Consider the following 26,688-nt stretch of genomic DNA (forward strand, 5'->3'; position numbering starts at 1 on the left):
AATATTCTTGTCAAGGAATATTTGGTGCGAGGTGACGCCGACACGAACGAGGAGGCACAGGGGTGCGCGGTCAAGGAGGCACGGGCCGAAAGGGGCGAGGCCAGGGGGAGGGGAGGGCGTGCCGGGACGGCCTGCCGGGGGCGTGAACGCCAAAGGCCCCGGCGGGATCAACCCGCCGGGGCCTCGGCGTCAAGCCGGTGTGGTGGTCGCCTCACGGCGAAAGGCACAACGAAGCTCCAGCCCGGACCGCATGGGACCGGCGGTATTCCCCGAAGGCATCAGGTAGAGCCCGGGGGACACATGCCACACCGACGCACCCACTCTAGCGGCTCCGCGCCAGTGCCTCCTCCACCGCCACCCCGCACGTGAAGTTCACCTCACCCCGCGGTGAGGGTTGCCTGCGCCCGTGCACCACCCCGCCGGAAGAAGCGTCCACGCATATGAGTCGATGCGGGGAATACGGGGAGACCGGCCGGTCACCCCGCGGGGCCCCGCACACCGACCGCACACCGATCGGCGGCCAGACCCGGTACGGACGACCGGCACAGACGAGGAGACGGGTAGTGCGAACCACGGGGACGGGGACCACCAGGCCTGCGGGCGGCGGAACCGGAGAAGACGACGGCGGCGGCGCCACGGCGGTCTGGGACCTGGCCGCCGACACCCGCGCCGCGGCACGGGCCCGCGCGCTCACCCGCCGGTCGCTGCGCCGGTGGCGCGTCACCGGCACCGCCGACATCGACGACATCGTCCTTATCGTGGACGAACTGGTCACCAACGCCGTCGTGCACGGCACCGGGCCCGTCCACCTGGCCCTGCGCCTGGAGGCCACCCGGGCCGGAGTGCGCCTCACCGGCGAGATCGGCGACGCCGACCCCCGCGCACCCGGCGTCCCCGCCGGACCGCCCCCCGTCCTGGACTGGTCCGAGGCCGGCCGCGGCCTGCTCCTGGTCGCCTCCCTGGCCACCGAGTTCGGCGCCCGGCCCGCGCCGCCCGGCAAGACCATCTGGTTCACCCGCGACCTCGACCCCCTCGACACCCCCGCCCTCACCGCCGACGCGCCCGCCAGCTGACCCGACCGGGGGCCGGGGTCAGACCTGCAGGGGGCAGCGGTCCACCACCCACACCTCCTCCTCCCCGGCGCCGGGCGGCAGCGGCGGCTCGTCGGTGAGCCGGTCCAGATGCCACTCGATGTGGGCCAGCGGCCCCCGCCAGCCCGCCAGCAGATCGGCCAGCGGACGCGGCGGCCCCGGCGGCCCGTAGGGGCGCGGATCGGGCAGCTCGGCCTCCCACAGCGCGTCGTCGCAGCCGGCCGCCCAGTGCGCCACCGCCTCCAGCACCTGCTGCAGGTCGCGCGCCAGATCGCCCAGCGACCGCAGCGCCATCGCGTCCTGGATCATCCGCTCCCGCGCGTCGTAGGGCAACTCCCGCCCGAACGCCGGCGGGAACGGCGGAGGACGGCCCTCCAGCACCGGCTCCTCGCCCGTCGCCGCCGACCGGATCGCGGCCGCCTGCCACCGCGTCCACTCCGCCAGATGCCCCAGCACCCCCCGCAGCGCCGCCGCGCCCGACCCGCCGCCCCGGACCTCCGCGGCCGCCTCCCGCAGCCGCGACCGCACGAACTCCAGCCGGTCCAGCGTCCACGCCCGCGCCCGCGCCGCGGCCGCCGGGGCCCGCGGACCCGCCTCGGCCGCCGGGCGCGGCACCGGCACCCGCAGCGCCGCCAGCAGGTCGTCCAGGTCCCGCACCTCCGCGCCCCGCCCCGACAGCACCGCCGCCCCGATCCGGTCCAGCCGGAACATCCGCGGCCCGTCGCGCATGCGGCACCACCCCACCAGGTACTCCCCGTAGGGGGCCACGACCAGGCCGTGCGCCTCCACGTCGCGGAAGCTGCGCGCCCCCGCCTGGTCGGTGTAGGCCAGCCGCACGACCCGGCGGGCGCGGACCGCCTCGGCGAGCGTGTCGTGCACCGGGCCCAGCAGCGACCCCACCTCGCCCAGCGGCTCGCGCGCGGCGGGCTCCGGCAGCGCGTAGCCGCGGCCCTTGCGGGCCCGCACCGGCAGCCCGCCGTGCGTCAGCAGCTCCAGGTCGCGGCGCACGGTCCGCCCGCTGACCCCCAGCCGCGCCGCCAGCACCGCCGCGTCCAGCGGCTCGGGCGAGGCCGCCCGCAACTCCGCGACGAGCGCCAGCAGCCGATCCACGCGGTCCACGCACCCATCGTGACCCCGCCCGCGAGCGATTCACCCACCCGCAGGGGCTTAAAACCCTTACCGGCGCGGGGTTTCGGCCCCGCGCCGGGCGCGGGGCCGGCGCGGGGTCAGCGGCCCGACAGCTCCGCCGCCAGGCCCTGGAAGTCGGCCGCCGTCAGCGACAGCGCGCTGCCGATCGCCTGCGTGGCCTCCGCGCTGCCCAGATGCCGCGTCGCGGCCCGGTCCAGGTAGGCCTCCACGAGCCGCGCCCCGGCGAGCCGGCCCCGCGGGCGCAGCGAACCCACCTCGCGGTTCACCACCTCCCACGCGTCCGAACCCAGCCGCAGGCTGCGCTCCTCGGCCAGCAGCCGCACCAGCGCCGCGCGCGCCGGCGTCTCCGACAGGTCCGGCAGCCGCACCGCCCGCAGGTCCGTCACGAGTTCCGGCGACGCCGCCGACAGCTCTCCGACGCGGTCCGGCTCGCACGTGCCCAGCAGCGCCGTGTCGTTCACGCCCTCCAGCCGCGTCCGGTACAGCACCGACGCGTAGGCCGGGCCCTGAGACTCGTCCAGGATCAGCCCGTCCAGGCCGTCCAGCAGCAGGACGTGGCCCGCGTGCTCCTCCAGCGCCGCGCGCAGCCCGTCGGGACCGTGCTCGCGCAGGTCCTCGGCGTGGACGGCGTGGACCTCGCCGCTGGAGGCCTCCACCTCCGCCAGCGCCCGCGCCACCATCCGCGCCAGCCGCCGCTGCCCGCTGGAGGGCGCGCCGATCAGCAGCAGCGCCGGCGCCGACGCGCTCGACACCTCCTGCCCGCGCAGCCGCCGCGCCCACTTGCCGCGCCGCCGCACCTCGGTGACGACGCGCTCGATGTCGTCGGCGCCGCACAGGAACCGGACCCCGTAGGCCTCGGCGACCTGCGGGGCCTGCTCGGCCACGGGCGCGGGCGGCAGCGGGGGCGGCGGCTCGGGCACCGGGGCCGGGGGCGGCGGCAGATCCGCGTGCGGCGCGGGCGCCGGGACGGGGGAGGGCCGTGCGGGGGCCGGCGGCGCGTCGGATCCGGGCCACGCCGGGCCCGGGTCGAGCTGGGTGCGGAACGCGTCGGTGTCCAGCTGCGTCTGGTGCGGCTCCGACGGCCACACCGGCTCGGGGACCGGCTCGCTCACCGGCGGCCGCTCGGGGGCCCGGTCCTGCGCCGGGGCGGGCGGCTCGGGCGCCGGGGGAGGCGGGATCCGCGGCGGCGGCACGTCCGACCCGAACGGGTCCGGCGACGAAGCGGGCGGCGGCGGGGCGGGCTCGTGGCGGTGCTGGTCGGTGCGTTGCTGCTCGCCGTGGGGCAGGTCGGGCGGGCCCTGCTCGTGGCGGGAGTCCCGCTCCGGCTGCGACCCCGGCGGGGGCGGCGGCGTGTACCGGAAGGGCGGCTCCAGCGAGGCCGGGGCGGGCGGTTCGGGCGCGGCGGGCGGAGGCACCGGCGGGGCGGCCGGGGGAGGGGCGGGCGCCACCGCCGGCGGCGGGCCCGGGGCCTCCTGCGCCGGCTCGGGCACCGGCGCGACCGGCTGGTCGGCGCCGGTGGCGGCGCGCTCGGCGGCCATGTGGGCGCGGGCGGCCTTGATGATGTCCCACGCCGACAGCTCGTCGGTGGAGGGCGGGGTGTGCATCGCGGGGGACGTCAGCTCCGCCGCGACCGCCTGCGGGACCGCGAACCCCGTCGCCGGAGGCGGCACCTGCGCCAGCCGGCACCACGTCAGCCCGAGGGTGTAGCTGGTGGCCAGCAGCGCGGCGAGGGCGTCGGAGTCGTCGCTGCGCAGCGCGTCGGGAAGGCGCCCGTCGCGCGGCCACAGCGACCGCAGCGGGTTGGCCGGATCGGTCAGGACCGCCTGCAGCGTGCGGGCGCTGTCGGCGTCCAGCCAGTGCTGCAGCGCCTGCAGCGCGCCCGGCGAGGCCTGCAGGTCGGCGGCCAGCACCGCGATCCCGGCGCGGCGGACCTCGTCGTGGCTGCGTCCCGCCGCGGCCGGGCGCGGCCCGGTCAGCCCCGCGACGATCTCCTGCAGGTCGTACAGGGCCAGGCGCAGGTACTCCCCGGGCGCGGTGTCGCGGACCATCGGGGTGGCGAACTCGGCGGGGCAGCGGCGCCGCCACTCCTGCAGGATCGCCTCGGGCCCGTACCGGACGGTGGCCATGTCCTGGTTGACCATCCGCAGCGACGCCGCCGTCACCGCGGCCAGCGCGTCGGCGCCGGGGCGGAACCGCGGGTCGGCCTGGAGCCCGGCGGCGACCTCGTACATGACGCGGGCGATGTGCGCGGCGCCGCCGCCGTCGCCCGCGCCGAGCCGGTGGACGTAGTAGCCGGCCAGGGTGGCGAAGTCCGGCGGCATCATCCAGTGCAGGTGCTCGGCCGAGGTGGTCAGGAACGGGATGAACGACTCGATCAGGGGGTGCTCGGTCAGCACCACCGGGGACCCCGCGCACCACAGCAGCGCGCCCCACGCGGCGGCGACGGTGCTGGGCGTGCCGGGCTGGAACATCGGGTCGCGCTGGGTGAACTGCTGCGGGTTCACCGCCAGCGCGGTGGTCAGGGCCTGGGAGATGCGGGCGACGACGGCGGTGTCGGGGACGGGCCCGAGGAACCCCAGCGGCGCCACGCGCCCGGCCGACAGGTCCGGGCCGGTGGGGAACAGCTGCGGCGGGACGGGCGGCGTCCCGGCGCCCTGGGGCGCGGGGACGGCGACGCGGCGGTCCTCGAACTGCGCGGGGGGCGGGCAGGGGTGCCAGGTGCCGTCCAGGCCGCACCGGTACCAGCGTCCCCACGCGCCGTACAGCCACCACTCGCCGGCGCCCCACAGCATCCGCGCGGCGATCTGCGCCGCCCGGTCGGCCGGCTGGGCGCTCTGCCACCACGGTGAGGCCACCAGCTCGCGCACGTTGCCCTCGACCGAGGCGAACAGGTCGCCGCTCGGGCCCCCTCCGGTTCCGCCGGGCCCCGCCCCGGCCGACTGCCAGCTCATCCGGCGAATAGTAGTAGCAGCGGGCGTCGCGTCCGGCATCGCCCGCATTACGGGCCGGTATCCCGCCGTCGACGTGTAAGGAGCGTTATGGCAGGATGCTCATTAGCCCGCCGGGGAGCGGGCTCGGCGGCACACCGCACGACCCCGGGGGTGAGGATGGACGGCGCCGCACGGACCCGCGCCTGGGGCCTGGCCCTGGCGGTCCTGTCCTCGGTGTGCTTCGGCGCGTCCGGGCCGTTCGGCAAGGCCCTCATCGAGGCAGGTCTCAGCCCCCTGCAGGCGGTGTGGCTGCGCATCGCGGTCGCCGCGCTGGTCCTGGCGCCGCTGCCGTTCCTGCTGCGCGGGCGTGCCGCCGCCCGCGGCCTGCGCCCCCACCTGCCCGCCCTGGCCGTGTACGGCCTGACCGGCGTCGCCGGATGCCAGGCGTTCTACTTCGTGGCCGCCTCCCGCCTTCCGGTCGGGGTGGCGATCCTGCTGGAGTTCAGCGGCCCCGTCATCGTGCTGGCGTGGCTGCGGCTGGTGCGCCGCGCCCCCGTGCACCGCACCGCCGCCGCCGGCGTCGCGATCGCCATGGTCGGCCTCGCCCTGGTCGTGCAGGTGTGGACGGGGCTGTCGCTCGACCCGATCGGCCTGGCCGCCGGGCTCGGCGCCGCCGCCTGCCAGGCCAGCTACTTCCTCATCGTCGACCGGCTGGCCGGGAAGGTCGACCCCGTCGTCATCACCTCGGCCGGCGCCGTCGTCGCCGCGCTCGCCCTCACCGCGCTGGCCGCGCCGTGGACGCTGCCCTGGCAGGTGCTGCCCGCCCCGGTGCCCGTCGCCGGGCACGCCGCGCCCGGCTGGGCGCTGGTCGCCTGGATCGGCCTGGTCAGCACCGTCCTGGCCTACCTCGCCGGCGTCGCCGGGCTGCAGCGCCTGTCGGCGCAGGTCGGCGGCGCCATCTGCTACACCGAGGCCGTCGCCGCCGCCCTCATCGCCTGGGCCGTCCTCGGGGAGCGCCTCACCGCCGCGCAGATGGCCGGCGGCGCGATCGTGCTGGCCGGCGCCTACATCGCCCAGCGCGCCACCGTCGCCCACCCCGAGGTCCTGAACGCCGCCGCCGTCCCCGCGCACCGCCCGCCCGGCACCGCGCAGGGCGGCGGGACGAGCGGCGGGACGAGCGGCGGGACGGGCCCGCAGGCCCGGCCCGCCGCCCTGCCCCGGTGACCGGGCCGGGTCAGGCGTTCTCGCGGCGGAACCGGCGGGCGCCCAGCGCCACCGACGCCACCAGCAGCGCGACCGCCACCAGCGCCCCCTCCGCGACCGCCGCCGTCGCGTAGTCGCCCAGGAACGCCGCCCGCGCGGCGTCCACCAAGTACCGGAACGGCGTGAACCGCGACACCACGTCCAGCCACCCCGGCGCCAGGCTCATCGGCAGCAGGATCCCCGACAGCAGCATCAGCGGCAGCGTCACCGACGACAGGATCGGAGCGAACGCGTCCTCGCTGCGCGTGCGCAGCGCCACCACGTAGGACAGGGACGCCACGCTCACCGCCAGCGCCACCACCAGCGCCAGCCCGACGGCGATCCCGCCCACCGGGGCCCGCAGCCCCAGCGCCAGCCCGACCGCCACGACCACCGCGCCCTGGAACGCGACCACGACGGTGTCGCGCAGCACCCGCCCCAGCAGCAGCGCGGTCCGGCTGGCCGGGGTGACCCGCAGCCGCTCCACCACCCCCGACCGCAGGTCCGCGATCAGACCGAACCCCGCGAACCCCGCGCCGAACAGCGCCAGCTGGATCAGGACCCCGGGCACGAACACCTGCCAGGCGCTGCCCGCGCCGAACCCGCGCACGTCGACCAGGTCCGACAGCAGCGGCCCGAACAGCACCAGGTACAGCAGCGGCTGCACCGCGCCGAACACCACCGCGACCTTGCTGCGCAGCGTCTGCCGCATGGAGCGCAGGAAGATCAGGCGAGTGTCGGACGCGACCCGCCCGAGGGCGGCGACCCGTCCGGGCGCCGCGGCCCGTCCGAGGGACGCGGACTCTTCACAGGACGCGGACTCTTCACAGGACGCGGACTCTTCACAGGACGCGGACTCTTCACAGGACGCGGACTCTTCATAGGGCATGGGGGGACTCCTCGGTTCAGGCCGCGTCGCGCAGCGAGCGGCCGGTGACGGTGAAGAACACGTCGTCCAGCGTGGGACGGGCCAGGTTCAGCGACGCCAGCTCCACCCCCGCGCCGTCCAGCGCGCGGATCAGGGACATCAGCGCCGTCTCGCCGTCCTCGACGGTCAGGCGCAGCGTCCCGCCGGACACCGCGGCCTCGCGGACGGCCGGATGCGCCGCCAGCGCCTTGCGGGCGCCCTCGACGCCGGCGGCCTCGGCCAGCTCCACCGTGACGACGTCCCCGGCGACGCGGCGCTTGAGCTCGGCGGGCGTGCCCTCGGCGACGATGCGGCCCCGGTCGATGATCAGCAGCCGGTCGCACAGCGCGTCGGCCTCGTCCAGGTAGTGCGTGGTGAGGAACACCGTCGCGCCGTCCCGGTCGCGCATGGCGCGGATGTGGTCCCACAGGTTGCCGCGGCTCTGCGGGTCCAGGCCCGTGGTCGGCTCGTCCAGGAACAGCAGCGGCGGGCGGTGCACCAGCCCGAGCGCGATGTCCAGGCGGCGGCGCTGCCCGCCCGACAGCGACCCCGCCGGGCGCGGCTCCAGGCCCTCCAGGTCCAGCCGCGCGCACAGCTTCGCGATCCGCGCGGACCGGTCGCGCACCCCGTACAGGCGGGCCTGCAGGTCCAGCTCCTCGGCGACCGGGACGCCCGGGTCGGCGCCGCCGCCCTGCGCGACGTAGCCGATCCGGCGCCGCACCGCCGCCGGGTCGGCGCGCAGGTCGTGGCCGGCGACGGTCGCGGTGCCCGCCGTCGGTGCCAGCAGCGTCGTCAGCATCCGCAGCGTCGTGGTCTTGCCGGCCCCGTTGGGGCCGAGGAACCCGACGATCTCGCCGGGCGCGACCGACAGGTCCACGCCGCGGACGGCCTCGACCGTCCCGTGCCCGCCGGTGAAGGTGCGGGCGAGCCCGCGAGCCTCGATCACGTTGACCTCCCTCAGAACGATGGCCGCTAGCGTAACCCCAATTTTGCAGTCACACCAAGTTTTCAGTGACACCAGTGAAGGTATATTCCTGTGCATGGCTGAGGACCACGTCCCCGACGCAGCGCCGGAACTGGGACTGCGGGAACGCAAGAAGCGCGAGACGCGGCGCCGCATCGCCGACATCGCCACCGGCCTGTTCATGACCCGCGGGTTCGACAACGTCACCATCGCCGACGTCGCCCGCACCGCCGACGTGTCGGTCAACACCGTCTTCAACTACTTCAGGACCAAGGAGGACCTGTTCTTCGACCGGCAGGACGAGATCATCGAGGCCGCCGGGCGCGACTTCCGCGACCGCCGCCCCGGCGAGGGCGCCGTGGCGCTGTTCCGCCGCCGCTTCTTCGAGGGCCTGGACGCCCGCGCCCACCAGACCGCCTTCCACGAGGGCGCGGAGGTCTGGACCCGCACCGTCCGCGACAGCCCCGCCCTCATGGCCCGCCAGCGCGAGATCGGCCGCCAGGCCCAGGACCGCCTCGCCGACCTGCTCGCCGAGGCCACCGGCGCCGGCCCCGACGACATCGCCCCCCGCGCCGCCGCCGCCATGATCTTCGCCGTGCAGAACACGCTCGTCGAGCAGATCGCCGACCGCAAGACCGCGGGGGAGACCCTCCAGGAGATGGCCGAGGACGTCTACGCCGCCGCGGCCCGCGCCTTCGACCTGCTCGAACACGGCCTCGGCCACTACGCCGCCGCCCCCGCCGCCGCCACGGCCGGCACTCCGGACGACCCCCGGGCCGACCCCGCGGCAGGCGCCGGCGTCGAAAGCCCGGCCGCCGGAAATTGAGTGTCGGCCCACCGCAGATCATTCCTAGACTTCATGGTTGCGGAGGCCAACAACCATGGACACCCCCACGCTCCTTGCCCACCTGCACCACCACGACACGGCCCTGAGCCTGCCCCGGGGCGCCTGCCTGCGCTGGGACGACGCGGACCTGCACCGCGCCGCGCACACCGGCGACCCCGAGGGCTACGCCCTGCTCGGCCTGGCACCCGGCGTGCGGCCCTGGCAGCGCGCCCGCGTGCTGCTGCAGATCCTGGCCGCCTCCCAGGCCGGCCTGGACGACCGCGCCCGCGCCGTGCAGGCCCGCGTCGCCCGCGTCCTGACCCTGGGCCTGCCGCCCGCCCACGTCATCACCGTCCTGCTCGCGCTGCGGCGGCTGCGCGCCAACCACAAGCACACCACCCGCACCGCGCTGCGGTTCGTCCTGGAGCACCCCGCCGCCGACGCGCTCATCGCCGCGCGCCGCCCCGCCCTGCGCGACTGCTTCGAGCACGCCCTCGGCGCCGCCACCGCCCGCGGCTGCGCCGGCCGCATCGCCGGCGGCGACACCGCCTCGGACTACCTCCAGCGGCGCCTGCTGCGCTTCCTCACAGACCCCGCCGCCGCGCCCGCCCGCGTCCAGGCCCTCTACGACGCCGGCAAGGCCGCGGCCGCCACCCCGGGCGGCGACCACACCGCGGTGGGGGAGCCGGTGCTGCCCGTCGACACCGCCCGCCGGCGGCCCGCCACCATCACCGCCACCAACCGTGGCGACATCGCCGCCACCCTCGTCCACCTCTACCGGGGCGGGCCGTCCGAAGACCTCTACGCCGCCCTCGGCCGCTACGTCGGCGCCGCCGCCGCGGCGTTCCCCCGCTTCACCGGCACCGTCGCGCTCGTCCTGGACGCCTCGGCGTCCATGCGCGGCTACGGCGACCGCGAATGGGCCGCGCTGTCCCAGGCCGCCGCGCTGCGCATGGTGCTGTCGCAGGTGTGCGCCCGGCTGGAGGTCATCGAGACCGGCGGCGACGAACGCGCTCCCCGCGGCGCCACCGACCTCGCCACCGGCGTCCTGGACGCCCTGGGCGCCGGCCCCGACCTGGTCGCCGTCGTCTCCGACGGCTACGAGAACGTCTTCCCCGGCGACCTGGCCAGGGTCGTGGCGAGCCTGCCCGGCGCCGGCGTCACCACCCCCGTGGTGTTCTGCCACGCCCTGTTCACCAGCAGCGACGACCTGACGCTGCGGCGCCCCGCCCCGTCCCTGCCACAGCGCGGCTTCTGGCACCAGGACGACTTCGCCGAACTGCTGCCCTGGATGTTCGGGCACTGCGAGGCCGGCGCGCCCTGGCTGCGCGCCGCCCTGCACGACCGCCTGGACGCCCTCGACCGGCAGGCCGACACCCTCACCGCCCGCATCGCCGCCTGAACCGCCCACCCGCACCGGCACGCGCCGCGCCGCCCACACGCCCGCCCACACGCCCGCCCACACGCGACCCGCACGCCCTTTGCGTGCCCGCCGCACGCCCGCCGACACCGACCCGAAGGGAGCACCGCATGACCCAGATGACGGCGCTCGACACCCTCGTCCCCGGCCCCCTCAGCCTCGCCGGGCACCGCCTGGGCACCCCCCAGCAGGCCGGCGCGCTCACCATGGTGCCCATCTCCGGGCCCGCCCACCGCGGCTACGTCCCGCCTCGCACCGGACTCAAACTGACCCGCGTCGCCGGCTACGGGCAGGTCGAACTGTCCAACCGCGCCGACTCCGGCGTCGCCATCGTCCCCCTGCACATCGGCTACATCCAGGACCGCGCCCAGAACCACGCCCTGTGCCGGTCGGCGTTCCTGGCCCCCGGGCAGACCGTGCGCTTCGACGACGCCTGCTGCGTCCAGCAGAGCCAGGGCGGCCTCCTCAGCGAGCGCGACCAGTGGTTCTTCGTCCTGCCGCTGGAACTGCGCGCCCGCGCCCTGGACCTGCGCGGCGTCACCGGCTACAGCAAGCTGTGGGACGACATCGCCGCCCTCAACGCCCGCCACGGCCTGCCCCGCCGCGGCCACCTGGAGCAGATCCTGTCCCGCAAGCGGGCCGTGCTGACCCAGTTCCAGTCCCGGCTGGAACCGCAGCCCGCCCAGCTCGGCGCCCTGTTCTTCGTCTCCGGACGCTTCGCCGGCCTGGAGATCGCCCCCGACCCCCGCTACTTCGCCGAGATGTGGACCGCGCTGGTCTGCTTCGCCTACGGCGTCGCCGCCTGGCACGCCGAACCCGCCCCGCCCGGCCCCGGCACCGCCCCCTTCGACCTCGCCCCCCGCGACGGGACGCCCTACCAGGGGACGCCGTACCAGGGCGCCGGGCTCGCCGGGCTGCGCGCCGCCCTGGACCGCGACCGCTCCGTCCGCCTCACCGAGATCGGCGGCTGGCTCGCCGACGCCCCCACCGGCCCCGTCGAACTCCGCGAAGAGGAGCGCTACCTCGACGTGCGGCTGTCCACCGTCACCGCCCCCCACCTGGCCGGGCAGATCGTCACCGACGGCGACCGCACCGTCTACGCGTCCCTGTTCGCCCGCTGACCGCCCGCCCCCCTGCGGCGCCCCCGGCGGCGCCCCCGAGAAAAAAAGGGGTTGCCCCGGGGGCGCGGCGCCCGGTTGAATCAGAACCGCGGGAACTGTGCCGGGCGCGTCAGGCCGAAACCCGATTCCAAATCCGGGAAGACGCGCGATGCTCAAGACATCGTCAAGGCGAATGTGAACCTGACGAGGCGCCGGCCGCCTGTCCCGCCGTTCCGTCCAGGTAAGGCTCCAGAACCGACCTCACCTGCGGCGGCATCTCCTTCTTGGCCTTGGACGCCGGGTCGATGAACACGTGCCGCACCTCCCCGTCGGCGATCAGCCGCCCCGCCACCCGGAACACCGGACGCACGATCATGCTCGTCGTCCCCAGATGCGCCACCGGCATCGACACCTCCAGCAGATCGTCGAACCGCGCGCCCTCCCGGAAACGGATCCGCGCCTCGGCCACCACCAGGTCGTAGCCCTGCTCCACCATTCCCGCCCAGTCGCCGAACAGCGCCCGCCACATCTCCGTCAGCGCCACGTCGTAGAAGAACAGGTAATGGCCGTTGAACACCACCCCCTGCTGATCGCACTCGCTGTACCGGACGCGCAGCCGATGCGCGAAGATCTCACTCATACCCGGCATTGTGCACGCCGCCGGACGCGCCCGGGCGCCGCCGCCGCAGCACCAGCCACCGGCCGCCCAGCCCCACCGCGAACATCACCGCCCCCGCCAGCACCGACGTCCACGGCAACGCCGCCACCAGGACCACGCACCCGGCGGCGCCGAGCACGTTCAGCGCGCGCGGCCAGCGGCGGTCCCGCGCCGGCTGGGTGAACGCGCTCGCGTTGGCGACCGCGTAGTACACCAGGACGCCGAACGAGGAGAACCCGATCACCCCGCGCAGGTCCACCGCCGCGACCAGGCCGCACACCACGACCGCCACGGCGACCTCGGCGTGGTGCGGCACCCGGTACCGGGGATGCACGGCCGCCAGCCACCCCGGCAGATCGCGGTGCCGCGCCATCGCCAGCGACGTGCGCCCGATCCCGGCGATCAGCGCCAGCAGCGCCCCCAGCGACGCCAGCGCGGCGCCCGCCCGCACCACCGGCGCCAGCGCCCCGGCCCCGGCCGCCTCGACCGCCGCCGCCAGCGGCGCCGCCGCGCCCGCCAGAACCCGCGGACCCGCCGCCAGCAGCGCCGCCGCCCCCACCACCAGGTACACCGCCACCGCGATGAACAGCGCCACCGGGATCGCCCGGGGGATCGTGCGCTCCGGGTCCCGCACCTCCTCGCCCATCGTCGCGATGCGGGCATAGCCGGCGAACGCGAAGAACAGCAGCCCCGCCGCCTGCAGCACGCCGTAGGCGCCGCCCTCGCCCACCGCCGCCCACCCGCCCAGACGCGCCGCGCTCGCCTGCCCGCCCACCGCGATCCCCGCCACCACCACGGCCAGCGCCGACAGGCTGGCGACCACCAGCACCCGCGTGAGCAGCGCCGTCCTGGTCACGCCCCGGTAGTTCAGCGACGCCAGCGCCACCACGGCCGCCGCCGCCACCGCGCGGCGCACCCACCCGGGACCCGGCACCGCGTACGAGGCGAAGGTGAGCGCCATCGCCGCGCACGAGGCCGTCTTGCCCACCACGAAACCCCACCCCGCCGCGAACCCCCACCACGAACCCAGGCGCTCGCGCCCGTACACGTAGGTGCCGCCGGACGTCGGATACACCGCCGCCAGCTGCGCCGAGGCCACCGCGTTGCAGTACGCGACCACCGCCGCGACCACCAGCCCCACCAGCAGACCCGTGCCCGCCACCCGCGCCGCGGGCCCGAACACCGCGAAAACGCCCGCCCCGACCATCGACCCGAGCCCGATCAGCACCGCGTCCCCGGTGCCCAGCCGCCGCGCCAGCGCATCGCCACCATCGGACGCCCCGCCCGCGCCCTGTCCGTCCCCGCCAGGCCCGTCCCCGCCAGGCCTGCCCGCACCGGACGCCGCCGTCTCGGGCCCGCCCCGGTTCCGGCGCCGGAACGCCATCGCCCACCCCCGCCTATTCCATCAAACTCATTTGATGTATCGTCCGGGCATGGCGTCACCGAGTCAAGCCGCCCCGGCGTTCGTGCGGCTGGCCGCCCACCCGCTGCGCTGGCGGCTGCTGACCGCCCTGGCCGACGGCGACCTGCGCGTCCGCGAGCTCACCGACCTGGCCGCCGCGCCGCAGAACCTGGTCTCCTACCACCTGCGGCTGCTGCGCGACGGCGGCCTCGTCACCGCCGCCCGCAGCAGCCACGACGGCCGCGACAGCTACTACCGCCTCGACCTGGACCGCTGCGCCCACGCCCTCGCCGGCACCGGAGCCGCCCTGCACCCGGCGCTGCGATGCGCCCCCGCGCCGCCGCGGCTCTCCGAGGACCCCCGGTTGCCCGGCGGTCCCGAGGGCCGGGCGGCCCCGGCGGTGCTGTTCGTGTGCACGGGCAACAGCGCGCGCTCACCGATCGCCGAAGCCCTCCTGCGCCACCACTCCGGCGGCCGCGTCGCCGCGGCCAGCGCCGGCACCCGTCCCAAACCCGAGATGCACCCCCGCGCCGTCCAGGTCCTGCGCGAGCGGTACGGCATCGACATCTCCGGGCAGCGGCCCCGCCCCCTGGACGCCCTGCGCCGCCGCTTCGACCGCGTCATCACCCTGTGCGACAAGGCCCGCGAGGCCCGTCCCGGCCTCGGCGACCACGCGCGGCACGCCCACTGGAGCACGCCCGACCCGGCCGCCGCGGTGCCCGACGGGCTCGCCGCCTTCGGCCAGGTGGCGGCCGACCTCGACACCCGCGTCCGCCACCTGCTGCCCCTGCTCGCCCAGAACCCGCAAGCCGCCCAGACGACGGAGGCGCACCCATGACCGAACCCGAGAAGTACGCAGGCGTCCGCTACCTCGTCGACGACGTCAAGGCCGCCGTCGACTTCTACACCACCCACCTCGGCTTCACTCTCAACCTCGACGCGTCGCCCGCCTTCGCCGACGTCGTGCGCGGCCCGCTGCGCCTGCTGCTGTCGGGACCGGCCAGCTCCGGCGCCCGCGCCACACCCGCGGACGCGGCCGTCCCCGGAGGCAACCGCATCCACCTGATCGTCGACGACCTCGACACCGAGATCGCCCGGCTGCGCGGCGCGGGCCTGGCCTTCCGCGGCGACCTGGTCACCGGGCCCGGCGGCCGCCAGATCCTGCTCGCCGACCCCGCCGGAAACCTGGTCGAACTCTTCCAGCCCGCATAAGCATCGCTTCTGGAATCCAGAAGAATCATCTCTTGGACTTCTCGACCCGGGGTGACCACGATGGGAGGTGACAGCACACACGACCTGGGGGAATCCATGACGCAGTACGAGAAGGCCATGCGGCCCGAGGACATCACCCGCCTGTTCGTCGAACGGTCCAACGCCGGCGACGCCGCCGGAGTCGCCGCCCTCTACGAGCAGGACGCGGTCATGGCCTACCCGCCCGGCTCCCAGACCGTGGGACGCCGGGCCATCCGCGAACTGTGGGAGAAGGTCCTGGCCGCGCGTCCCCGCTTCACGCCCGAGGAGCCGCTGCCCACCCTGATCAGCGGCGACCTCGCCCTCACCTCCACCCCGCCCAGGGACGGCGCCGGAGCGCGCGCGCAGGTCGCCCGCCGCCAGCCCGACGGCAGCTGGCTGCGCGTCCTGGACCAGCCCGAGTTCGTGACGCCCCCCGGAACCGGCGCCTAGCACCCCGCCCAGATCGGATAGTCGACATACCCGCGCGCGCCGCCGCCGTAGTGGGTGCTCTCGTCGCCGCGCGCCACGGCATGGCCGAGCGCGAACCGCGCGACCAGATCGGGATTGGCGATGAACGGCCGCCCGAACGACACCGCGTCGGCGATCCCCGCCTCGACCACCGCGTTCCCCGACACCCGCCCGAACCCGTGATTGGCGACCAGGGCGCCGTCGAACAGCTTGCGGTAGCGGGCGAACTCCTCGAAGTCCGGCACCGCGCCCGGCCCGGCCACGGCCCGCCCGCGCAGGTGAAGGTAGGCCAGGGGACGGGTGGCGAGCTCCGCGACCAGGGCGTCGTAGGCGGCGAGCGTGGCCTCGTCGGCGGTGTAGGGGTAGCCGGCGCGGCGCGCCCGGGGCGAGGTGTCGTCCACGGTCCAGTACGGCGACAGCCGGACCCCGGCGCGGCGCCCGTCCCACGCCGCCGTCACCGCGTCCACGACCTCCAGCAGCAGCCGGCCCCGGTCGGTGCCGTAGGCGTCGGCGCGGCGGTTCAGGCGCGGGTTCAGGAACTGCGCGATCAGGAACGTGCCGTTCGCGGCGACCTCCACCCCGTCGAACCCCGCCCGCCGCGCCCGCGCGGACGCCGCGCCGTACTCGGCGACCGTCTCCTCGATCTGCGCGCGCATCATCTCCACCGGCGTGACCGTCGCCTTGGGGCCCGCCGCCGTCCACGACACCTCGCCAGGATCGACCGCCGAAGGCCCCGTGGGCCTCGCCCCGCCGCGGTGGTCGGGATGGGAGTGGGCGCCGGCGTGCCACAACTGCAGCACGATGCGCCCGCCCAGCGCGTGGACGAGCCCGGTGACGCGGCGCCAGCCCTCCACCTGCCGCTCGCCGAAGATGCCGGGGACGCCGGGGAACCCGACCGCCCCCTCGCCGACCCACGCCCCCTCGGCGACGATCAGCCCGGCCGTGGCGCGCTGCCCGTAGTAGGCGGCGTGCAGATCCGTCGGCGCCAGCCCGGGACCGGACGCCCGCGACCGCGTCAACGGGGCCATCACCACCCGGTTGGGCAGCTCCAGGTTCCCCAGTGCCACCGGCCGCAGCAGCGGCTGCCCGCCCGGCTCGCTACCCTCGTCATGTCGGACCATCCGTCCTCCCGCCGTCGCCGTCTCTCCGATGCCACGAAGCAGACGCAACACGGCACGGAAAGGTGACCGATGCACGACCGACTCGCCGAACGTTTCGAAGCGCACCGCCCCGCCCTGCGCGCGGTCGCCTACCGGATGCTCGGCAGCCCCGGCGAGACCGACGACGCCGTCCAGGAGGCGTGGCTGCGGCTCACCCGCCATGGCCCCGCCGGGATCGACGACCTGAAGGCGTGGCTGCGCACCGTCGTGGCCCGCATCTGCCTCGACATGCTCCGCGCCCGCACCTCCCGCCGCGAGGAACCCTACGGATGGCACTCGCCCGTCCAGACCGGCGACGGCGACCCCGAGACCGAGGCCGTCCTCATCGAATCGGTCGGCCGCGCCATGCTCGTCGTCCTGGACGCCCTCGGACCCGCCGAACGCGTCGCCTTCGTCCTGCACGACGTGTTCGCCGTCCCCTTCGACCAGATCGCGCCGATCGTCGAGCGCACCCCGGCCACCGCCAAGAAACTCGCCAGCCGCGCCCGCCGCCGCGTCCGCGGCGCCGACCGCACCGCCCTCACCCCCGGCCGCCCCGCCGTCCTGCGCGGCGCCGGCCCCGTCGCCCGCGAGATGCAGCTGTTCGGCCGCCGCGCCCGATACGCCGGACCCGCCCTCATCGGCGGGACGGTCGGTGCCGTCGTCGCCCCGCACGGCCGTCTCCTGCTCGCCCTCGCCGTCACCGTCCACGACGGCCGCGTCACCGGCTACGAGATGATCGCCGACCCCGCCCGCCTCACCGCCCTCCACATCACCGTCCCCTGACCGATTCCTACAAGACCGCGCCGCCCCACCCGTCCTACGTTGGCCCCATGAGCAGCGAACTCTCCGAACTGGTCAACGTGGGACCGGCCGTCGCCGCCCACTTCGACCGCATCGGCGTCACCACCGTCGCCCAACTCGAAGGCCAGGACCCCGTCGAGTTGTACGAGCGGATGTCGGCCGCCCACGGCCGCCGTCTCGACCCCTGCCTGCTCGACACCGTCATGTCCGCCGTCGACCAGGCCGAAGGAAGGCCCGCCCGCCCCTGGTGGGACTACACGCCCGAACGCAAACGCCTCCTCGCCGGCACCCGTCCCTGATTCCCCGCCGCGCGCCCGCGCCGGGGCCGTAGCCTGGAGGGCGGGAGCCTCACGAGGAGGTGCGGGCGATGCACCAGGAGACCACCGGCGCCCGACTGCGCGCCCTGCGCCGCTGGCGCGGCATGACCCTCGACCAGCTCGCCGGGCAGGCGGGGTTATCGAAGTCCTTCCTGTCCATGGCCGAACGCGGGCAGCGCAGCCTCGACCGCCGCTCCCACATCGCCGCCCTCGCCGACGCCCTCCACGTCTCCGAAACCGACCTCGTCGGCGGCCCCCACCTCGGCCCCGACCACGGGCAGTCCGACCCCCACGCCGTCATCCCCCCGATCAGGCTCGCCCTGCAGACCAACGACCTGAGGAACCCCGCCGTCGAGCGCGCCCGCCCCCTGCCGGAACTGGTCGCCGAGATGGCGCGCGTCGAGCCCTACCACCAGGCCTGCGACTACGTGCGCGTCGGAAACCTGCTGCCCGGCCTGCTGGACGAGTTGCACCTGCACACCGCCGACCCCGCCGACGAAGCGGCCCACCGCACCGCGCTGGAGACCCTCGTCGACGCCTGCGTCGCGGCCACCTTCACCGCCAAGGACCTCGGCTACCCCGACCTGGCCCACCTGGCGGCCGTTCGCGCCGAACAGGCGGCGACCGTCCTGGACGACCCCGTCCGGCGCGGCCAGTGCGACTTCCTGCGCATCCACACCATGCCGCGCGCGGGCTCCTGGGACCGGACCCTGCGCGCCACCGAACGCTCCGCGGACCGCCTGGAACCGCACTCCGGCAGCCGGCTCGGCGCCCAGGTTCTCGGCATGCTCACCCTGTCCGCCGCCCTGGCGGCAGCCGTCACCCACGACGCCGCACGCGCCACCGACTGGACGGCCGAGGCGGCCCGCCTCGCCCGGAGGATGCCCGACGCCCCCGACGAGAACTGGATGAGCTTCTCGGCCAGCAACGTCGGCGTATGGAACGTCGCGGTCAACGTCGAATGCGGCCAGCGAGGCGGTGCCGTCCTCGACCTCGCCCGCCGCGTCGACGAGACCAAGCTCTCCGGCAGGAAGGGCAGGCACGCCGCCTTCCTCGCCGACGTCGGACGCGGCCTGGCCCGCGACCGCAAGACCAAGGACCAGGCGATCCGCTGGCTCCGCCGAGCCGAGAACACCGCACCCCAGTGGATCCGCAACAGCACGCCAGTACGGGAATCGGTCGCCGTCCTGCTCAGCCAGGCCCGCACCGACGCCGGTGGCCGCGAGCTGCGCGGCATGGCGGCCCGCATGGGCCTGCCCCACTGACCACCACGCGGCGACCTCCTCGCCGCAGGTTCGCACCCGTGAAGGACGGCCCGGTTCACCACAGTGAACGCACAACGTGCCCATTTAACTACGTTCCGTGGCCATGGAGACGACGAACGCACTGCGGTGGCTTGCCGCCGAACTCGACGCGCGCGGATGGCGGACGGCCCTGCGCGCCGGGACCCTCACGGTCACCAACCCTGACGCGTCCCGCCTCACCGACGCCATCACCTGCGACGGGCGCGTCTTCTGGTGGACGTGGGGCCAGGAAGCCGGACCGGCCGACGACATCGTCGGCGCGGCCGACCGCATCGTCCACGTCCTGCGGTCGGTCGCGCCATGACCTGCCCCCGGCCCGGGACCGTTCGTCACGCACCGCGCCGCCCTCGCGTCATCACCTGGTACGGCAGGGCCACGGGCCGCTGGTGGGCCCTGGTGCCCTGGCCCTCCGCGCCCCACGGCGCCCTGCTCATCGAGGCGCCCGACCGGGCCGTCCTCGACGAGCACGTCGCCCACCTCCTCGCGGCCCTCCGCTCCCGGGCGGGCGTCCCGTGACCATCCGGCAGGGCGGGCACCGGCCGAGCCCACCGCCTCGCGCGATCACGCTGCTGGATCGCGGCGCCGCAGGACGAGGGTGGCGGCCCCGGTGGCCACCGCGATGGCGGCGATCTGCGCCAGGATCCGGTCCCGAGGTGGGCCGGCTCCTTGGCCGCGAACAGCCGCGTCCAGTCCTGCCAGTAGTGGACCGGCAGCAGGACGGCGATGGAATGCAGGGCGGACTGGCCGTCGAGGATGTTGGCCGCGATCACGAAGGCGATGGAGGCGCCGACGGCCTTGGCTCCGCGCGGGAGCAGCAGCGCGAGGGCGAACGCGATCGCGGCGATGCTCAGCAGGCACAGCGTGATGTACCCACAGGCGGCGATCAGCCGGCCGGCCGCGTCGCCGGTGCTCAGCACGGGCGAGCCGATGATGTGGAACGGGTGCCGGCCGAACCACGCGAGGCCCGCGACCAGCCCGGCCGCCACAACGCAGGAAGTGGTGGCGGCGGTGGCGATGAGGACCGCGCCGAGTTTCCCGAGGAGAAGCCGCGACCGGCTGACCGGCGCGATGTAGAGGTAGCGCAGAAACCCCCAGTCGCGGTCGGAGGAGCCGATCGCGCACGCCAGCATCGCCACCACCACGGGCATCAGCAGGTTCGCCATGAACTCCAGACACGCCATGGTGTGGTTGAGGGCCGAGAACGGGGACGCGCCGTAGAGCCCGCCCTGAGCGCCGTTACGGTGTCCTGCGTGGGGGCCGCGCTCGTCCTCCTCGCAACGGGCCTCGCGTGCGCGTCACTGCAGAACGTACTGGTGAGCATCAAGACCGGTTCCGTCACCGGTTCACCCGCCGCGACCGCCGCGACCGTGGCGCTCGGCCTGCTCGCCGCGGCGACCATCAGCGCCGGCCACGACCTGCGGCCGCTCCGCACGTGAGCGTCCGGTCCGCTCGTCCCGGCGTCGGCGTTTCACCGCAACCCCGGGTCAGGCCGCACGCCTGCCCCGCGACTCCGAAGCGCGCCGGCGCCGGGATCCGCGAGCGCTACCGCAGCTGGTCGCGGCGGCGCGTCAGGTAGGCGGTCTCGGCGGTGTTGCCCGCCAGCTCGATGGCCCTGTCGTAGGCCGCGCGCGACTCGTGACCGCGGTGCAGCCGGCGCAGCAGGTCGGCGCGGGTGGCGTGGTAGGCGTGGTAGCCGGCCAGCTCGCCCTCGAGACGGTCGACGGCCGCCAGCGCCACCTGCGGGCCGTCGAGCTCGGCGACCGCGACGGCCCGGTTGAGGGCGACGATCGGCGAGGGGTCGCGGCGGACGAGCTGGTCGTAGAGGGCGAGGATCTGCGACCAGTCGGTGTCGCGGACGTCGCGGGCGGAGGTGTGCACGGCGTTGATCGCGGCGAGGATCTGGTAGCGGCCCGGAGCGGCCCCGGCGGCGGCAGCGGCGAGGCGCTCGCGCACCAGCCGATGCCCCTCGGCGATCAGCGCCGCGTCCCAGGCCCCGCGGTCCTGCTCGGCGAGCGGGACCAGTTCGCCGCCGGCCGAGACCCGGGCGGTGCGGCGGGCCTCGGTGAGCAGCATCAGCGCCAGCAGCCCGGCCACCTCACCGTCGCCCGGCATCAGGGTACGGAGCAGGCGGGTGAGCCGGATCGCCTCGGCGGTCAGGTCGTGACGTACCGGATCGGTGCCGGGGCCGGTCGCCAGGTAGCCCTCGTTGAACACCAGGTACAGGACGGCGAGCACGCCGGAGACACGCGCCGGGAGATCCTCGGCGGACGGCACCCTGTAGGGGATGCGCGCCGCCTTGATCTTGGCCTTCGCGCGGGTGATCCGCCGCTCCAGGGCGGTGTCGGCCACCAGGAACGCGCGGGCGATCTCGGGCACGGTCAGGCCGCCGACCATGCGCAGCGTCAGCGCCACGCGGGTCTGCGCCGCCAGCGCCGGATGGCAGCAGGTGAAGATCAGCCGGAGCCGGTCGTCGTCGATGGCGCCGACGGGCTCGGGCGGCTCGTCGTCGTACACCATCGCGGCCTCCTTGTGCTTGTCGTCGCGCCTGCTCTCGCGCCGGATCCGGTCGATGGCCTTGCGGGCGGCGGTGGTGGTCAGCCAGCCGCCGGGGTTGGGAGGCACCCCGTCGGCCGGCCACCGCTCGACGGCGGTCGCGAACGCCTCGGCGGCCGCCTCCTCGGCGATGTCGAGGTCACCGAAGCGCCTGGTCAGCGCGGCGACCACCCGCGCCCACTCCTCGCGGTGCACCCGGGTGACCGCCTCCTGGACGTCGCTCACTGGAACGGCCGCACCTCGATCTTCCGGTCGCAGACCCTCGACGCCTCGGCGGCCAGCCTGAGCGCCACGTCCAGATCGGGGGCCTCCCACACCCAGACGCCGGCGAGATACTCCTTCGACTCCACGAAAGGCCCGTCGCTGAACACCGCCTGCTCGCCCCGGTTGTCGACGACCGTGGCCGCGTCGGTGTCCGCGAGCCCGCCCGCGAACACCCAGTACCCATCGGCGATCAGCTGTTCGTTGAACCGGCTGATCGCAGGCTGCCTGTCCGTGCTGCCGGGGTCGTCCTTGTCGTCGATCACGGAAACCAGATAACGCATCTGAGAATCATCTCCTGTGGTGCCGCGCCGTCGCGGTCCGGTGGTGGGGGACTTCAAGCCGTTGCGTCGGGGAACAGCCGCGCGCCCTGCCCGACGACCACCGGAACGGTGATCAGGTGCACCACCCCGTCGACGGTGACCTGAGTCATGGTCGTCAGCTTCATGATCGCGTTTCCTTCGCCTCGGCGCCGCCCCTCGCGGGCGGCCTCACCCCTTCCACGAACACCACCGCCCCGATCCGACACCGCGTCCCGGAATTCTTCGAAGAGATTTCCGGGACGGCGGCCCGGCGACGCGGCGGCTCCGTAGTGAACGGTGCGCCGGTCAGTGCCGTGCGCGGCGAAGGATCAGTAGCTGACCGATCTCGGCGGCGTTCTTCGTGAGCTCGACGTTCACCCACGCGCACATGTCGGCGACGGTGCGGCCCGCCTCTTCGGGCCAGGGGAACGCCGACGGGTCGTCGAGGCGGTCGGTGGCCGACAGCGCCGTCCGCCATGCCTCGTGGATCTCTCCCAGCCATTCGGTGATCGAGGCGCACGTGCCCGGCCAGGCGATGTCCTCGCGTGCGGGGACGTCGGTCTGCTTCAGATGGGCGAGTGCCGTGGACCACCACCAGCCGATGTGCCAGGTCAGCCAGGCGATCGTCGGAGCCGGGACGGGAGTGGGCTCCACATCGGCGAAGTCGGGGGCCCAACCGCCCTCGACCTGGTGCATGGTCCAGTGCGACGGCGCCGGCTCCCAGAACAGGTCGTCGTCATGCCACCGCTGCACGTGGTAGTCGAACAACGCCCAGGTGGTGGCGAGCTGCTGTTGGAGCACCTGCTTGACGTCGGTCATTCAGTCCACCTTCGTTTCGTCCGCGTTCACCCTGACCAGCTGCTTGCCCAGGTTGGCGCCGTCGAACAGGCGCTGCAGCGCGGCGGGGGCGTTGGGAAGGCCGTCGACGACGTCCTCGGCCCAGCGCAGCTCGCCCGCCCCCACCCAGCCGACGAGACGCGACAACGCCTGGGGGAACAGCGCCTGATGGTCGAGGAACACGAAACCCTCCATGCGCGCTCGGCGGAACGCGAGCTGCATGTAGTTGGCGGGGCCCGCGCCGTATCCCGCGGCCGTGTAGCCGGACGAGATCGACCCGCACAGTGCGATGCGCGCGTGAAGAGCGAGCCGGTCGAGCGCGTTCTCCAGCAGCACACCGCCCACATTGTCGAAGACGGCGGTGAGCCCGTCGGGCGCGAAGTCGCGCAACGCGTCCGGGACGCTGTCGGCGCGGTAGTCCACGCAGGCGTCGAACTTCGCCACGTCCCTCACCCAGGCGGCCTTCTCGGCCGAACCGGCAGTGCCGATCACCCGGGCGCCCAGAAGCCGCGCGATCTGCCCGGCCAAGGAACCGACACTGCCCGCCGCGCCCGTGACCAGCACCGTGTCCGCGTCGGTGATGTCCAGGACGGCGGACATGCCGACGAACGCCGTCAGCCCGCTCACGCCGAAGACGGTGAGCATGTGACGCGGATCGATGCCCTCCGGCACCGGGTTGACCCCGAACAGGCCGCCCTCGCGCGCCACGACGTACTCCCGCCAGCCCAGGACGCCGTAGACCCACTGTCCCTCCGGCAGCGCCGGGTTCCGGGACGCCACCACACGCCCGACACCGCTGCCGCGCATCACCTCACCGATCTCGACCGGTGCGATATAGGTGGCGTCAGGGTTGAGCCACGTGCGCTGAGTGGCGTCGATGCCCAGCCAGACGACCTCGACCAGGGCCTCGCCCTCGTCCAGGACCGGCATGGGGCTGCGCCGCTCAGCGAACGTGCCCGGGGTGATCCCACCGGTCGGACGTTCACGGAGCACCATCTCGCGGAAGGTCCGCACGGGCATGACTTCAGCCTCTCGATCAGGGGGCCGAGCGTGTCGCTCGGACGAAAGTGGCGATCAGCTCGTCGCCGACGGCATCCACGGGAGCGCCGCGGGCGACCCGCAGCCCCTCGGCGTCGAGGGTGCGGCGCAGCATCGAGGCCATCATCACGAGGTCGAAGCGGCGCAGCTCGCCGGTGCGCTGCCCCTCTTCCAGCAGCGCGACGACGTCGGCGAGCGACGCCGCCACGAGCTCGTCGTAGACGTCGGCCGCCGCGGCGCGGTGCGAGATGACCGCGACCAGGGCGCGCGTCTCCACCGGCCGCCGCGCGCAGTACTGGAGGAAGCCGCGGACATAGGCCGCGAGCCGCTCCAGGACGCCGCCCTGACCGCGCAGCACGGCGACCAGCTCCGGGCCGAGACTCCCGACCACGCGAGCGACGACGGCGTCGAGGATCTCCTCCCTGGTCTCGAAGTTGCTGTGGTAGGCGCCGCGGCTGTACCCGGCCGACTCGGCGATCGCCTCGACCGAGGTCGCGGCGACACCCTGCTCGGCGAACAGCCGCGTCGCCGACGCCACCAGTTCCTCACGCGTGCGCTGCCGGCGTTCGACGCGCGTCTCCCGTGCCATGACGACAAGATACAACCTCGTATCCGCATACATCGTCGTATGTAAAAATCGCCCGGCCCAAGGGCTACCGTGGTTTCGCATGACGCATGCCGAGATCGAGATCACCGCTGAGCTCGTGCGGGACCTGCTGCGCGACCAGCACCCCGATCTGGCCGACCAGCCGGTGCGGCTCGGCGCGCGCGGCTGGGACAACCAGCTGTGGCGCGTCGGCGACGACCTGGCCGTCCGGCTGCCCTGGGCGACGCAGTCCGCGGACGAGCTGCTCCGCAAGGAGCACACCTGGCTGCCCGCCCTCGCCCCTCACCTGCCGCTGCCAGTCCCCGTCCCGCAACGTCTCGGCGAGCCCTCCCCGCGGTTCCCGCGACCCTGGATCGTCACCACGTGGGTGCCGGGCACGCCCGCCGACCGCGCCCCCGCCGCCCGCGCCGCAGAGGCGGCCGACGCCCTGGCCGCCTTCCTGACGGCGCTCCACCGGCCCGCCCCCGAGCACGCGCCCGCCGGCCGGGGCCGCGGAGGGCCCCTGGCCGGCCACTCCGAGTGGGTGATCGAGCAGCTCGACTCGGCCGCCGGCCTCGGGCTCGTCCCCGACCCCGGCGCCGTCCGCGCGGTCTGGGAGGACGCCGCCGCCGCGCCCGGCTGGGACGGCCCGGCACTCTGGCTCCACGGCGACCTGCACCCGGCCAACGTCCTCACCACCGACGGCACCGTCAGCGGCGTGGTCGACTTCGGTGACCTCTTCGCGGGCGACCCGGCGTTCGACCTCGCCTCCGCCTGGATCCTCCTGCCGGACGGCGCGGTCGACCGCTTCCACGCCGCCTACCAGCCGGCCCCGGACGCCGCCACGCTGCGCCGCGCCCGCGGATGGGCCGTGGGCCGCGCCCTGGCCTGCATCCTCATCGGGGACGCCGGCGTCCGCGGCCGGCCCGGCGGCAAGCCCACCTGGGGCCCGCCCGGCCATGCCGCGCTGCGCCGCCTCCTCGCCACCGCGCGCTGACCGGACCGGCCGGGCGTCAGCGGCCGGTCGCGCCGTCGATCTGCTCCCGGAGGATGTCGGCGTGGCCCGCGTGGCGGCCGGTCTCCTCGATCATGTGGGTCAGGGCCCAGCGGACGCTGGGGGAGGGGCGCCCCGGCCGGGGGAGGGGTGCGCCGAGGTCGGCGCACCGGTCGAGGACCTCGTCGGCGCGCTCGACCGCGTCCCGGTAGCGGGCCACGACCTCGTCCACGCCGTCCGAGGCCGCCGCCTGGAACGTCGCCTGCCAGTCGGCGACCTCCTCCCCGAGGAACATCGAGCGTTCGACGAAGGTCAGGTGGTTGAGCAGGCCGAGCAGGTTCGTGCCCGACGGCACCCCGGCCGTCCGCACCTGCGGTTCGGGCGCGCCCTCGACCTTCGCGGCGACCGAGGCTCGCAGATAGTCGAGGAACCCGCGCAGGGTCTCGGCCTCGGTGCCCCCGGTCCGGGGCGGCGGCGTGTCCCGCCGCCGGGCGCGGCGCGTGCTGCTGGGCACAGTGATCTCCTTCTGCGCGGGACGGGCCCGCCGGCCGGCGGGCCCGTGGTGCGGGGCTGCGGCCAGTCTCGGCATCCGCGCCGCGACCCGGCACGAAATCTTGCCGTTCCGGCAAACAGCGGGCCCGATGGCGGCGTTCACCGGCGCGATCGTCGCCCGCCAGGTCCCGGGCCCGCCGGAGCCTCACACGCGTCCGCCCAGGGGAGTGCGGTGCGCGCGGACCGTCCGGTGGCTGATCCGCCAGCCGCGCGGGGTGCGGACGACGGTGTCCTCGTAGGTCACGCTGCCGACGGTGCCGTCGGCGTTGACGCCGAGCCCTTTGGAGCACGCGCGCACCCGGTCGCCGGCGGTCTCGGTGAGGACGATGTTGGTGACGTGATGCCCGACGGGGTTGAGGTCGCCCAGCGCCCGCGCGGCCTCGGCGCAGGCCGCCACGCCGAGAAGGGGCCCGCCCCCGAAGTCGGAGACGTCGTAGACGACGTCGGGGGTGAACAGCTCGCCCAGCCGGTCCAGGTCCCCGCTGTCGCACAGGTGGCCGTGCAGGGAGATCAGCTCGGTGATCTCCGTGCGATCGTCGGCGGTGAACGCCATCGCCCCTCCTCGCCGATAAGTGGGGAAGTCCCCGTTTAGTGGCCCCGGCTAGGCTAAC

At 75.1% G+C, this 26,688-nt stretch carries 29 protein-coding genes; 14 read left to right on the forward strand and 15 right to left on the reverse strand.

All coding sequences use genetic code 11. The features are described 5' to 3' along the window. Nucleotides 1–563: 563 nt before the first annotated feature. Nucleotides 564–1,073 (forward strand): ATP-binding protein, encoded by a 510-nt coding sequence (locus BJY14_RS43255; protein ID WP_179848899.1) that lies wholly within the window; start codon nt 564–566, stop codon nt 1,071–1,073. Nucleotides 1,074–1,091: 18 nt separating this feature from the next. Here BJY14_RS43255 and BJY14_RS44725 read toward each other — a convergent pair whose 3' ends face one another. After that, complete coding sequence (locus BJY14_RS44725) at nt 1,092–2,210, reverse strand: helix-turn-helix transcriptional regulator (RefSeq protein WP_218905855.1); 1,119 nt, start codon at nt 2,208–2,210, stop codon at nt 1,092–1,094. Between the two features lie 107 nt (nt 2,211–2,317). Further along, the gene (locus BJY14_RS43265; protein ID WP_179848900.1) at nt 2,318–5,191 is read right to left on the reverse strand and encodes a hypothetical protein; all 2,874 of its coding nucleotides are present in this window, start codon (nt 5,189–5,191) and stop codon (nt 2,318–2,320) included. 156 nt (nt 5,192–5,347) lie between these two features. On the opposite strand from BJY14_RS43265, the gene BJY14_RS43270 reads away from it, so the two are divergent. Next, nucleotides 5,348–6,394, forward strand: coding sequence for an EamA family transporter (locus BJY14_RS43270; protein ID WP_179848901.1), 1,047 nt, complete (start codon nt 5,348–5,350; stop codon nt 6,392–6,394). Between the two features lie 10 nt (nt 6,395–6,404). On the opposite strand, the gene BJY14_RS43275 is transcribed toward BJY14_RS43270, so the two are convergent. After that, entirely contained in the window at nt 6,405–7,301 is an 897-nt protein-coding gene (locus BJY14_RS43275; protein ID WP_179848902.1) for an ABC transporter permease, read from the reverse strand. A gap of 16 nt (nt 7,302–7,317) precedes the next feature. Continuing rightward, nucleotides 7,318–8,265 (reverse strand): efflux ABC transporter ATPase subunit, DrrA-related, encoded by a 948-nt coding sequence (locus BJY14_RS43280; protein ID WP_179848903.1) that lies wholly within the window; start codon nt 8,263–8,265, stop codon nt 7,318–7,320. A gap of 94 nt (nt 8,266–8,359) precedes the next feature. Here BJY14_RS43280 and BJY14_RS43285 point away from each other — a divergent pair, with 94 nt between their 5' ends. The 3 genes from BJY14_RS43285 to BJY14_RS43295 all read left to right on the forward strand — a co-directional run bounded on the left by BJY14_RS43285 (nt 8,360) and on the right by BJY14_RS43295 (nt 11,650). Then, a complete protein-coding gene (locus BJY14_RS43285) occupies nt 8,360–9,109 on the forward strand; it encodes a TetR/AcrR family transcriptional regulator (RefSeq protein WP_179848904.1) in 750 nt (249 codons plus the stop codon). A 55-nt stretch (nt 9,110–9,164) separates the two neighbouring features. Continuing rightward, nucleotides 9,165–10,511, forward strand: a complete 1,347-nt coding sequence (locus BJY14_RS43290; protein WP_179848905.1) for a VWA domain-containing protein — start codon at nt 9,165–9,167, stop codon at nt 10,509–10,511. A gap of 128 nt (nt 10,512–10,639) precedes the next feature. Beyond that, a complete protein-coding gene (locus BJY14_RS43295) occupies nt 10,640–11,650 on the forward strand; it encodes an ARPP-1 family domain-containing protein (RefSeq protein ID WP_179848906.1) in 1,011 nt (336 codons plus the stop codon). Nucleotides 11,651–11,813: 163 nt separating this feature from the next. Here the strand turns inward: BJY14_RS43295 and BJY14_RS43300 are convergent, their stop codons facing one another. Beyond that, a complete protein-coding gene (locus BJY14_RS43300; protein WP_179848907.1) occupies nt 11,814–12,269 on the reverse strand; it encodes an acyl-CoA thioesterase in 456 nt (151 codons plus the stop codon). Further along, nucleotides 12,262–13,671 carry an APC family permease gene (locus tag BJY14_RS43305; protein WP_179848908.1) on the reverse strand — a complete coding sequence of 470 codons (1,410 nt, stop codon included), beginning with the start codon at nt 13,669–13,671 and terminating at the stop codon, nt 12,262–12,264. The genes BJY14_RS43300 and BJY14_RS43305 overlap by 8 nt, the downstream gene beginning before the upstream one ends. Before the next feature lie 49 nt (nt 13,672–13,720). On the opposite strand from BJY14_RS43305, the gene BJY14_RS43310 reads away from it, so the two are divergent. The 3 genes from BJY14_RS43310 (at nt 13,721) to BJY14_RS43320 (ending at nt 15,372) form a co-directional block, all read left to right on the forward strand. Beyond that, nucleotides 13,721–14,527 carry an arsenate reductase/protein-tyrosine-phosphatase family protein gene (locus BJY14_RS43310; RefSeq protein WP_179848909.1) on the forward strand — a complete coding sequence of 269 codons (807 nt, stop codon included), beginning with the start codon at nt 13,721–13,723 and terminating at the stop codon, nt 14,525–14,527. Continuing rightward, complete coding sequence (locus BJY14_RS43315) at nt 14,524–14,901, forward strand: VOC family protein (protein ID WP_179848910.1); 378 nt, start codon at nt 14,524–14,526, stop codon at nt 14,899–14,901. The genes BJY14_RS43310 and BJY14_RS43315 overlap by 4 nt, the downstream gene beginning before the upstream one ends. 96 nt (nt 14,902–14,997) lie before the next feature. After that, nucleotides 14,998–15,372, forward strand: coding sequence for a YybH family protein (locus BJY14_RS43320; RefSeq protein WP_179848911.1), 375 nt, complete (start codon nt 14,998–15,000; stop codon nt 15,370–15,372). Here the strand turns inward: BJY14_RS43320 and BJY14_RS43325 are convergent. Next, on the reverse strand, nt 15,369–16,511 hold the full coding sequence (locus BJY14_RS43325) for an oxidoreductase (protein ID WP_179848912.1): 1,143 nt from the start codon (nt 16,509–16,511) through the stop codon (nt 15,369–15,371). The genes BJY14_RS43320 and BJY14_RS43325 overlap by 4 nt on opposite strands. Nucleotides 16,512–16,580: 69 nt before the next feature. Here BJY14_RS43325 and BJY14_RS43330 point away from each other — a divergent pair, with 69 nt between their 5' ends. The 4 genes from BJY14_RS43330 to BJY14_RS43345 all read left to right on the forward strand — a co-directional run bounded on the left by BJY14_RS43330 (nt 16,581) and on the right by BJY14_RS43345 (nt 19,258). Next, nucleotides 16,581–17,315 (forward strand): sigma-70 family RNA polymerase sigma factor, encoded by a 735-nt coding sequence (locus BJY14_RS43330; RefSeq protein WP_179848913.1) that lies wholly within the window; start codon nt 16,581–16,583, stop codon nt 17,313–17,315. A 47-nt stretch (nt 17,316–17,362) separates the two neighbouring features. After that, nucleotides 17,363–17,632 (forward strand): helix-hairpin-helix domain-containing protein, encoded by a 270-nt coding sequence (locus BJY14_RS43335; RefSeq protein ID WP_179848914.1) that lies wholly within the window; start codon nt 17,363–17,365, stop codon nt 17,630–17,632. Between the two features lie 68 nt (nt 17,633–17,700). Continuing rightward, nucleotides 17,701–18,915, forward strand: coding sequence for a helix-turn-helix domain-containing protein (locus BJY14_RS43340; protein ID WP_179848915.1), 1,215 nt, complete (start codon nt 17,701–17,703; stop codon nt 18,913–18,915). A 103-nt stretch (nt 18,916–19,018) separates the two neighbouring features. Next, nucleotides 19,019–19,258 (forward strand): hypothetical protein, encoded by a 240-nt coding sequence (locus BJY14_RS43345; protein ID WP_179848916.1) that lies wholly within the window; start codon nt 19,019–19,021, stop codon nt 19,256–19,258. A 25-nt stretch (nt 19,259–19,283) separates the two neighbouring features. On the opposite strand, the gene BJY14_RS43350 is transcribed toward BJY14_RS43345, so the two are convergent. After that, nucleotides 19,284–20,135 (reverse strand): ABC transporter permease, encoded by an 852-nt coding sequence (locus BJY14_RS43350; RefSeq protein ID WP_376770033.1) that lies wholly within the window; start codon nt 20,133–20,135, stop codon nt 19,284–19,286. A gap of 69 nt (nt 20,136–20,204) precedes the next feature. Here BJY14_RS43350 and BJY14_RS43355 point away from each other — a divergent pair, with 69 nt between their 5' ends. Further along, on the forward strand, nt 20,205–20,390 hold the full coding sequence (locus BJY14_RS43355) for a hypothetical protein (RefSeq protein WP_179848918.1): 186 nt from the start codon (nt 20,205–20,207) through the stop codon (nt 20,388–20,390). A gap of 106 nt (nt 20,391–20,496) precedes the next feature. Here the strand turns inward: BJY14_RS43355 and BJY14_RS43360 are convergent, their stop codons facing one another. From BJY14_RS43360 to BJY14_RS43380, 5 genes are all read right to left on the reverse strand, one after another. Then, nucleotides 20,497–21,732 carry an RNA polymerase sigma factor gene (locus BJY14_RS43360; protein WP_179848919.1) on the reverse strand — a complete coding sequence of 412 codons (1,236 nt, stop codon included), beginning with the start codon at nt 21,730–21,732 and terminating at the stop codon, nt 20,497–20,499. Continuing rightward, a complete protein-coding gene (locus BJY14_RS43365; RefSeq protein WP_179848920.1) occupies nt 21,729–22,052 on the reverse strand; it encodes a YciI family protein in 324 nt (107 codons plus the stop codon). Before BJY14_RS43365 ends, BJY14_RS43360 begins: the two co-directional genes overlap by 4 nt. A 324-nt stretch (nt 22,053–22,376) precedes the next feature. Beyond that, nucleotides 22,377–22,889, reverse strand: a complete 513-nt coding sequence (locus BJY14_RS43370; RefSeq protein WP_179848921.1) for a DinB family protein — start codon at nt 22,887–22,889, stop codon at nt 22,377–22,379. Next, complete coding sequence (locus BJY14_RS43375) at nt 22,890–23,927, reverse strand: NADP-dependent oxidoreductase (protein ID WP_179848922.1); 1,038 nt, start codon at nt 23,925–23,927, stop codon at nt 22,890–22,892. A gap of 16 nt (nt 23,928–23,943) precedes the next feature. After that, nucleotides 23,944–24,534, reverse strand: a complete 591-nt coding sequence (locus BJY14_RS43380; RefSeq protein WP_218905857.1) for a TetR/AcrR family transcriptional regulator — start codon at nt 24,532–24,534, stop codon at nt 23,944–23,946. A gap of 79 nt (nt 24,535–24,613) precedes the next feature. Between BJY14_RS43380 and BJY14_RS43385 the strand changes: the two genes are divergently transcribed. Beyond that, nucleotides 24,614–25,528 (forward strand): phosphotransferase, encoded by a 915-nt coding sequence (locus tag BJY14_RS43385; protein WP_179848924.1) that lies wholly within the window; start codon nt 24,614–24,616, stop codon nt 25,526–25,528. Nucleotides 25,529–25,544: 16 nt separating this feature from the next. Here the strand turns inward: BJY14_RS43385 and BJY14_RS43390 are convergent, their stop codons facing one another. Continuing rightward, entirely contained in the window at nt 25,545–26,039 is a 495-nt protein-coding gene (locus BJY14_RS43390) for a DinB family protein (RefSeq protein ID WP_312879752.1), read from the reverse strand. A 183-nt stretch (nt 26,040–26,222) separates the two neighbouring features. Then, nucleotides 26,223–26,630 carry a nuclear transport factor 2 family protein gene (locus tag BJY14_RS43395; RefSeq protein WP_179848925.1) on the reverse strand — a complete coding sequence of 136 codons (408 nt, stop codon included), beginning with the start codon at nt 26,628–26,630 and terminating at the stop codon, nt 26,223–26,225. Nucleotides 26,631–26,688 lie beyond the last annotated feature (58 nt).

This window comes from Actinomadura luteofluorescens, from assembly GCF_013409365.1.
In the GTDB taxonomy this organism is placed as follows: domain Bacteria; phylum Actinomycetota; class Actinomycetes; order Streptosporangiales; family Streptosporangiaceae; genus Spirillospora; species Spirillospora luteofluorescens.

Coding starts and splice junctions, on each gene's coding strand:
- BJY14_RS43265 (WP_179848900.1), bottom strand. CDS start 5,191: ATGAGCTGGCAGTCGGCCGGGGCGGGGCCCGGCGGAACCGGAGGGGGC.
- BJY14_RS43270 (WP_179848901.1), top strand. CDS start 5,348: ATGGACGGCGCCGCACGGACCCGCGCCTGGGGCCTGGCCCTGGCGGTC.
- BJY14_RS43275 (WP_179848902.1), bottom strand. CDS start 7,301: ATGCCCTATGAAGAGTCCGCGTCCTGTGAAGAGTCCGCGTCCTGTGAA.
- BJY14_RS43285 (WP_179848904.1), top strand. CDS start 8,360: ATGGCTGAGGACCACGTCCCCGACGCAGCGCCGGAACTGGGACTGCGG.
- BJY14_RS43290 (WP_179848905.1), top strand. CDS start 9,165: ATGGACACCCCCACGCTCCTTGCCCACCTGCACCACCACGACACGGCC.
- BJY14_RS43295 (WP_179848906.1), top strand. CDS start 10,640: ATGACCCAGATGACGGCGCTCGACACCCTCGTCCCCGGCCCCCTCAGC.
- BJY14_RS43300 (WP_179848907.1), bottom strand. CDS start 12,269: ATGAGTGAGATCTTCGCGCATCGGCTGCGCGTCCGGTACAGCGAGTGC.
- BJY14_RS43305 (WP_179848908.1), bottom strand. CDS start 13,671: ATGGCGTTCCGGCGCCGGAACCGGGGCGGGCCCGAGACGGCGGCGTCC.
- BJY14_RS43310 (WP_179848909.1), top strand. CDS start 13,721: ATGGCGTCACCGAGTCAAGCCGCCCCGGCGTTCGTGCGGCTGGCCGCC.
- BJY14_RS43315 (WP_179848910.1), top strand. CDS start 14,524: ATGACCGAACCCGAGAAGTACGCAGGCGTCCGCTACCTCGTCGACGAC.
- BJY14_RS43320 (WP_179848911.1), top strand. CDS start 14,998: ATGACGCAGTACGAGAAGGCCATGCGGCCCGAGGACATCACCCGCCTG.
- BJY14_RS43325 (WP_179848912.1), bottom strand. CDS start 16,511: ATGGTCCGACATGACGAGGGTAGCGAGCCGGGCGGGCAGCCGCTGCTG.
- BJY14_RS43330 (WP_179848913.1), top strand. CDS start 16,581: ATGCACGACCGACTCGCCGAACGTTTCGAAGCGCACCGCCCCGCCCTG.
- BJY14_RS43335 (WP_179848914.1), top strand. CDS start 17,363: ATGAGCAGCGAACTCTCCGAACTGGTCAACGTGGGACCGGCCGTCGCC.
- BJY14_RS43340 (WP_179848915.1), top strand. CDS start 17,701: ATGCACCAGGAGACCACCGGCGCCCGACTGCGCGCCCTGCGCCGCTGG.
- BJY14_RS43345 (WP_179848916.1), top strand. CDS start 19,019: ATGGAGACGACGAACGCACTGCGGTGGCTTGCCGCCGAACTCGACGCG.
- BJY14_RS43350 (WP_376770033.1), bottom strand. CDS start 20,135: ATGGCGTGTCTGGAGTTCATGGCGAACCTGCTGATGCCCGTGGTGGTG.
- BJY14_RS43365 (WP_179848920.1), bottom strand. CDS start 22,052: ATGCGTTATCTGGTTTCCGTGATCGACGACAAGGACGACCCCGGCAGC.
- BJY14_RS43370 (WP_179848921.1), bottom strand. CDS start 22,889: ATGACCGACGTCAAGCAGGTGCTCCAACAGCAGCTCGCCACCACCTGG.
- BJY14_RS43375 (WP_179848922.1), bottom strand. CDS start 23,927: ATGCCCGTGCGGACCTTCCGCGAGATGGTGCTCCGTGAACGTCCGACC.
- BJY14_RS43380 (WP_218905857.1), bottom strand. CDS start 24,534: ATGGCACGGGAGACGCGCGTCGAACGCCGGCAGCGCACGCGTGAGGAA.
- BJY14_RS43385 (WP_179848924.1), top strand. CDS start 24,614: ATGACGCATGCCGAGATCGAGATCACCGCTGAGCTCGTGCGGGACCTG.
- BJY14_RS43395 (WP_179848925.1), bottom strand. CDS start 26,630: ATGGCGTTCACCGCCGACGATCGCACGGAGATCACCGAGCTGATCTCC.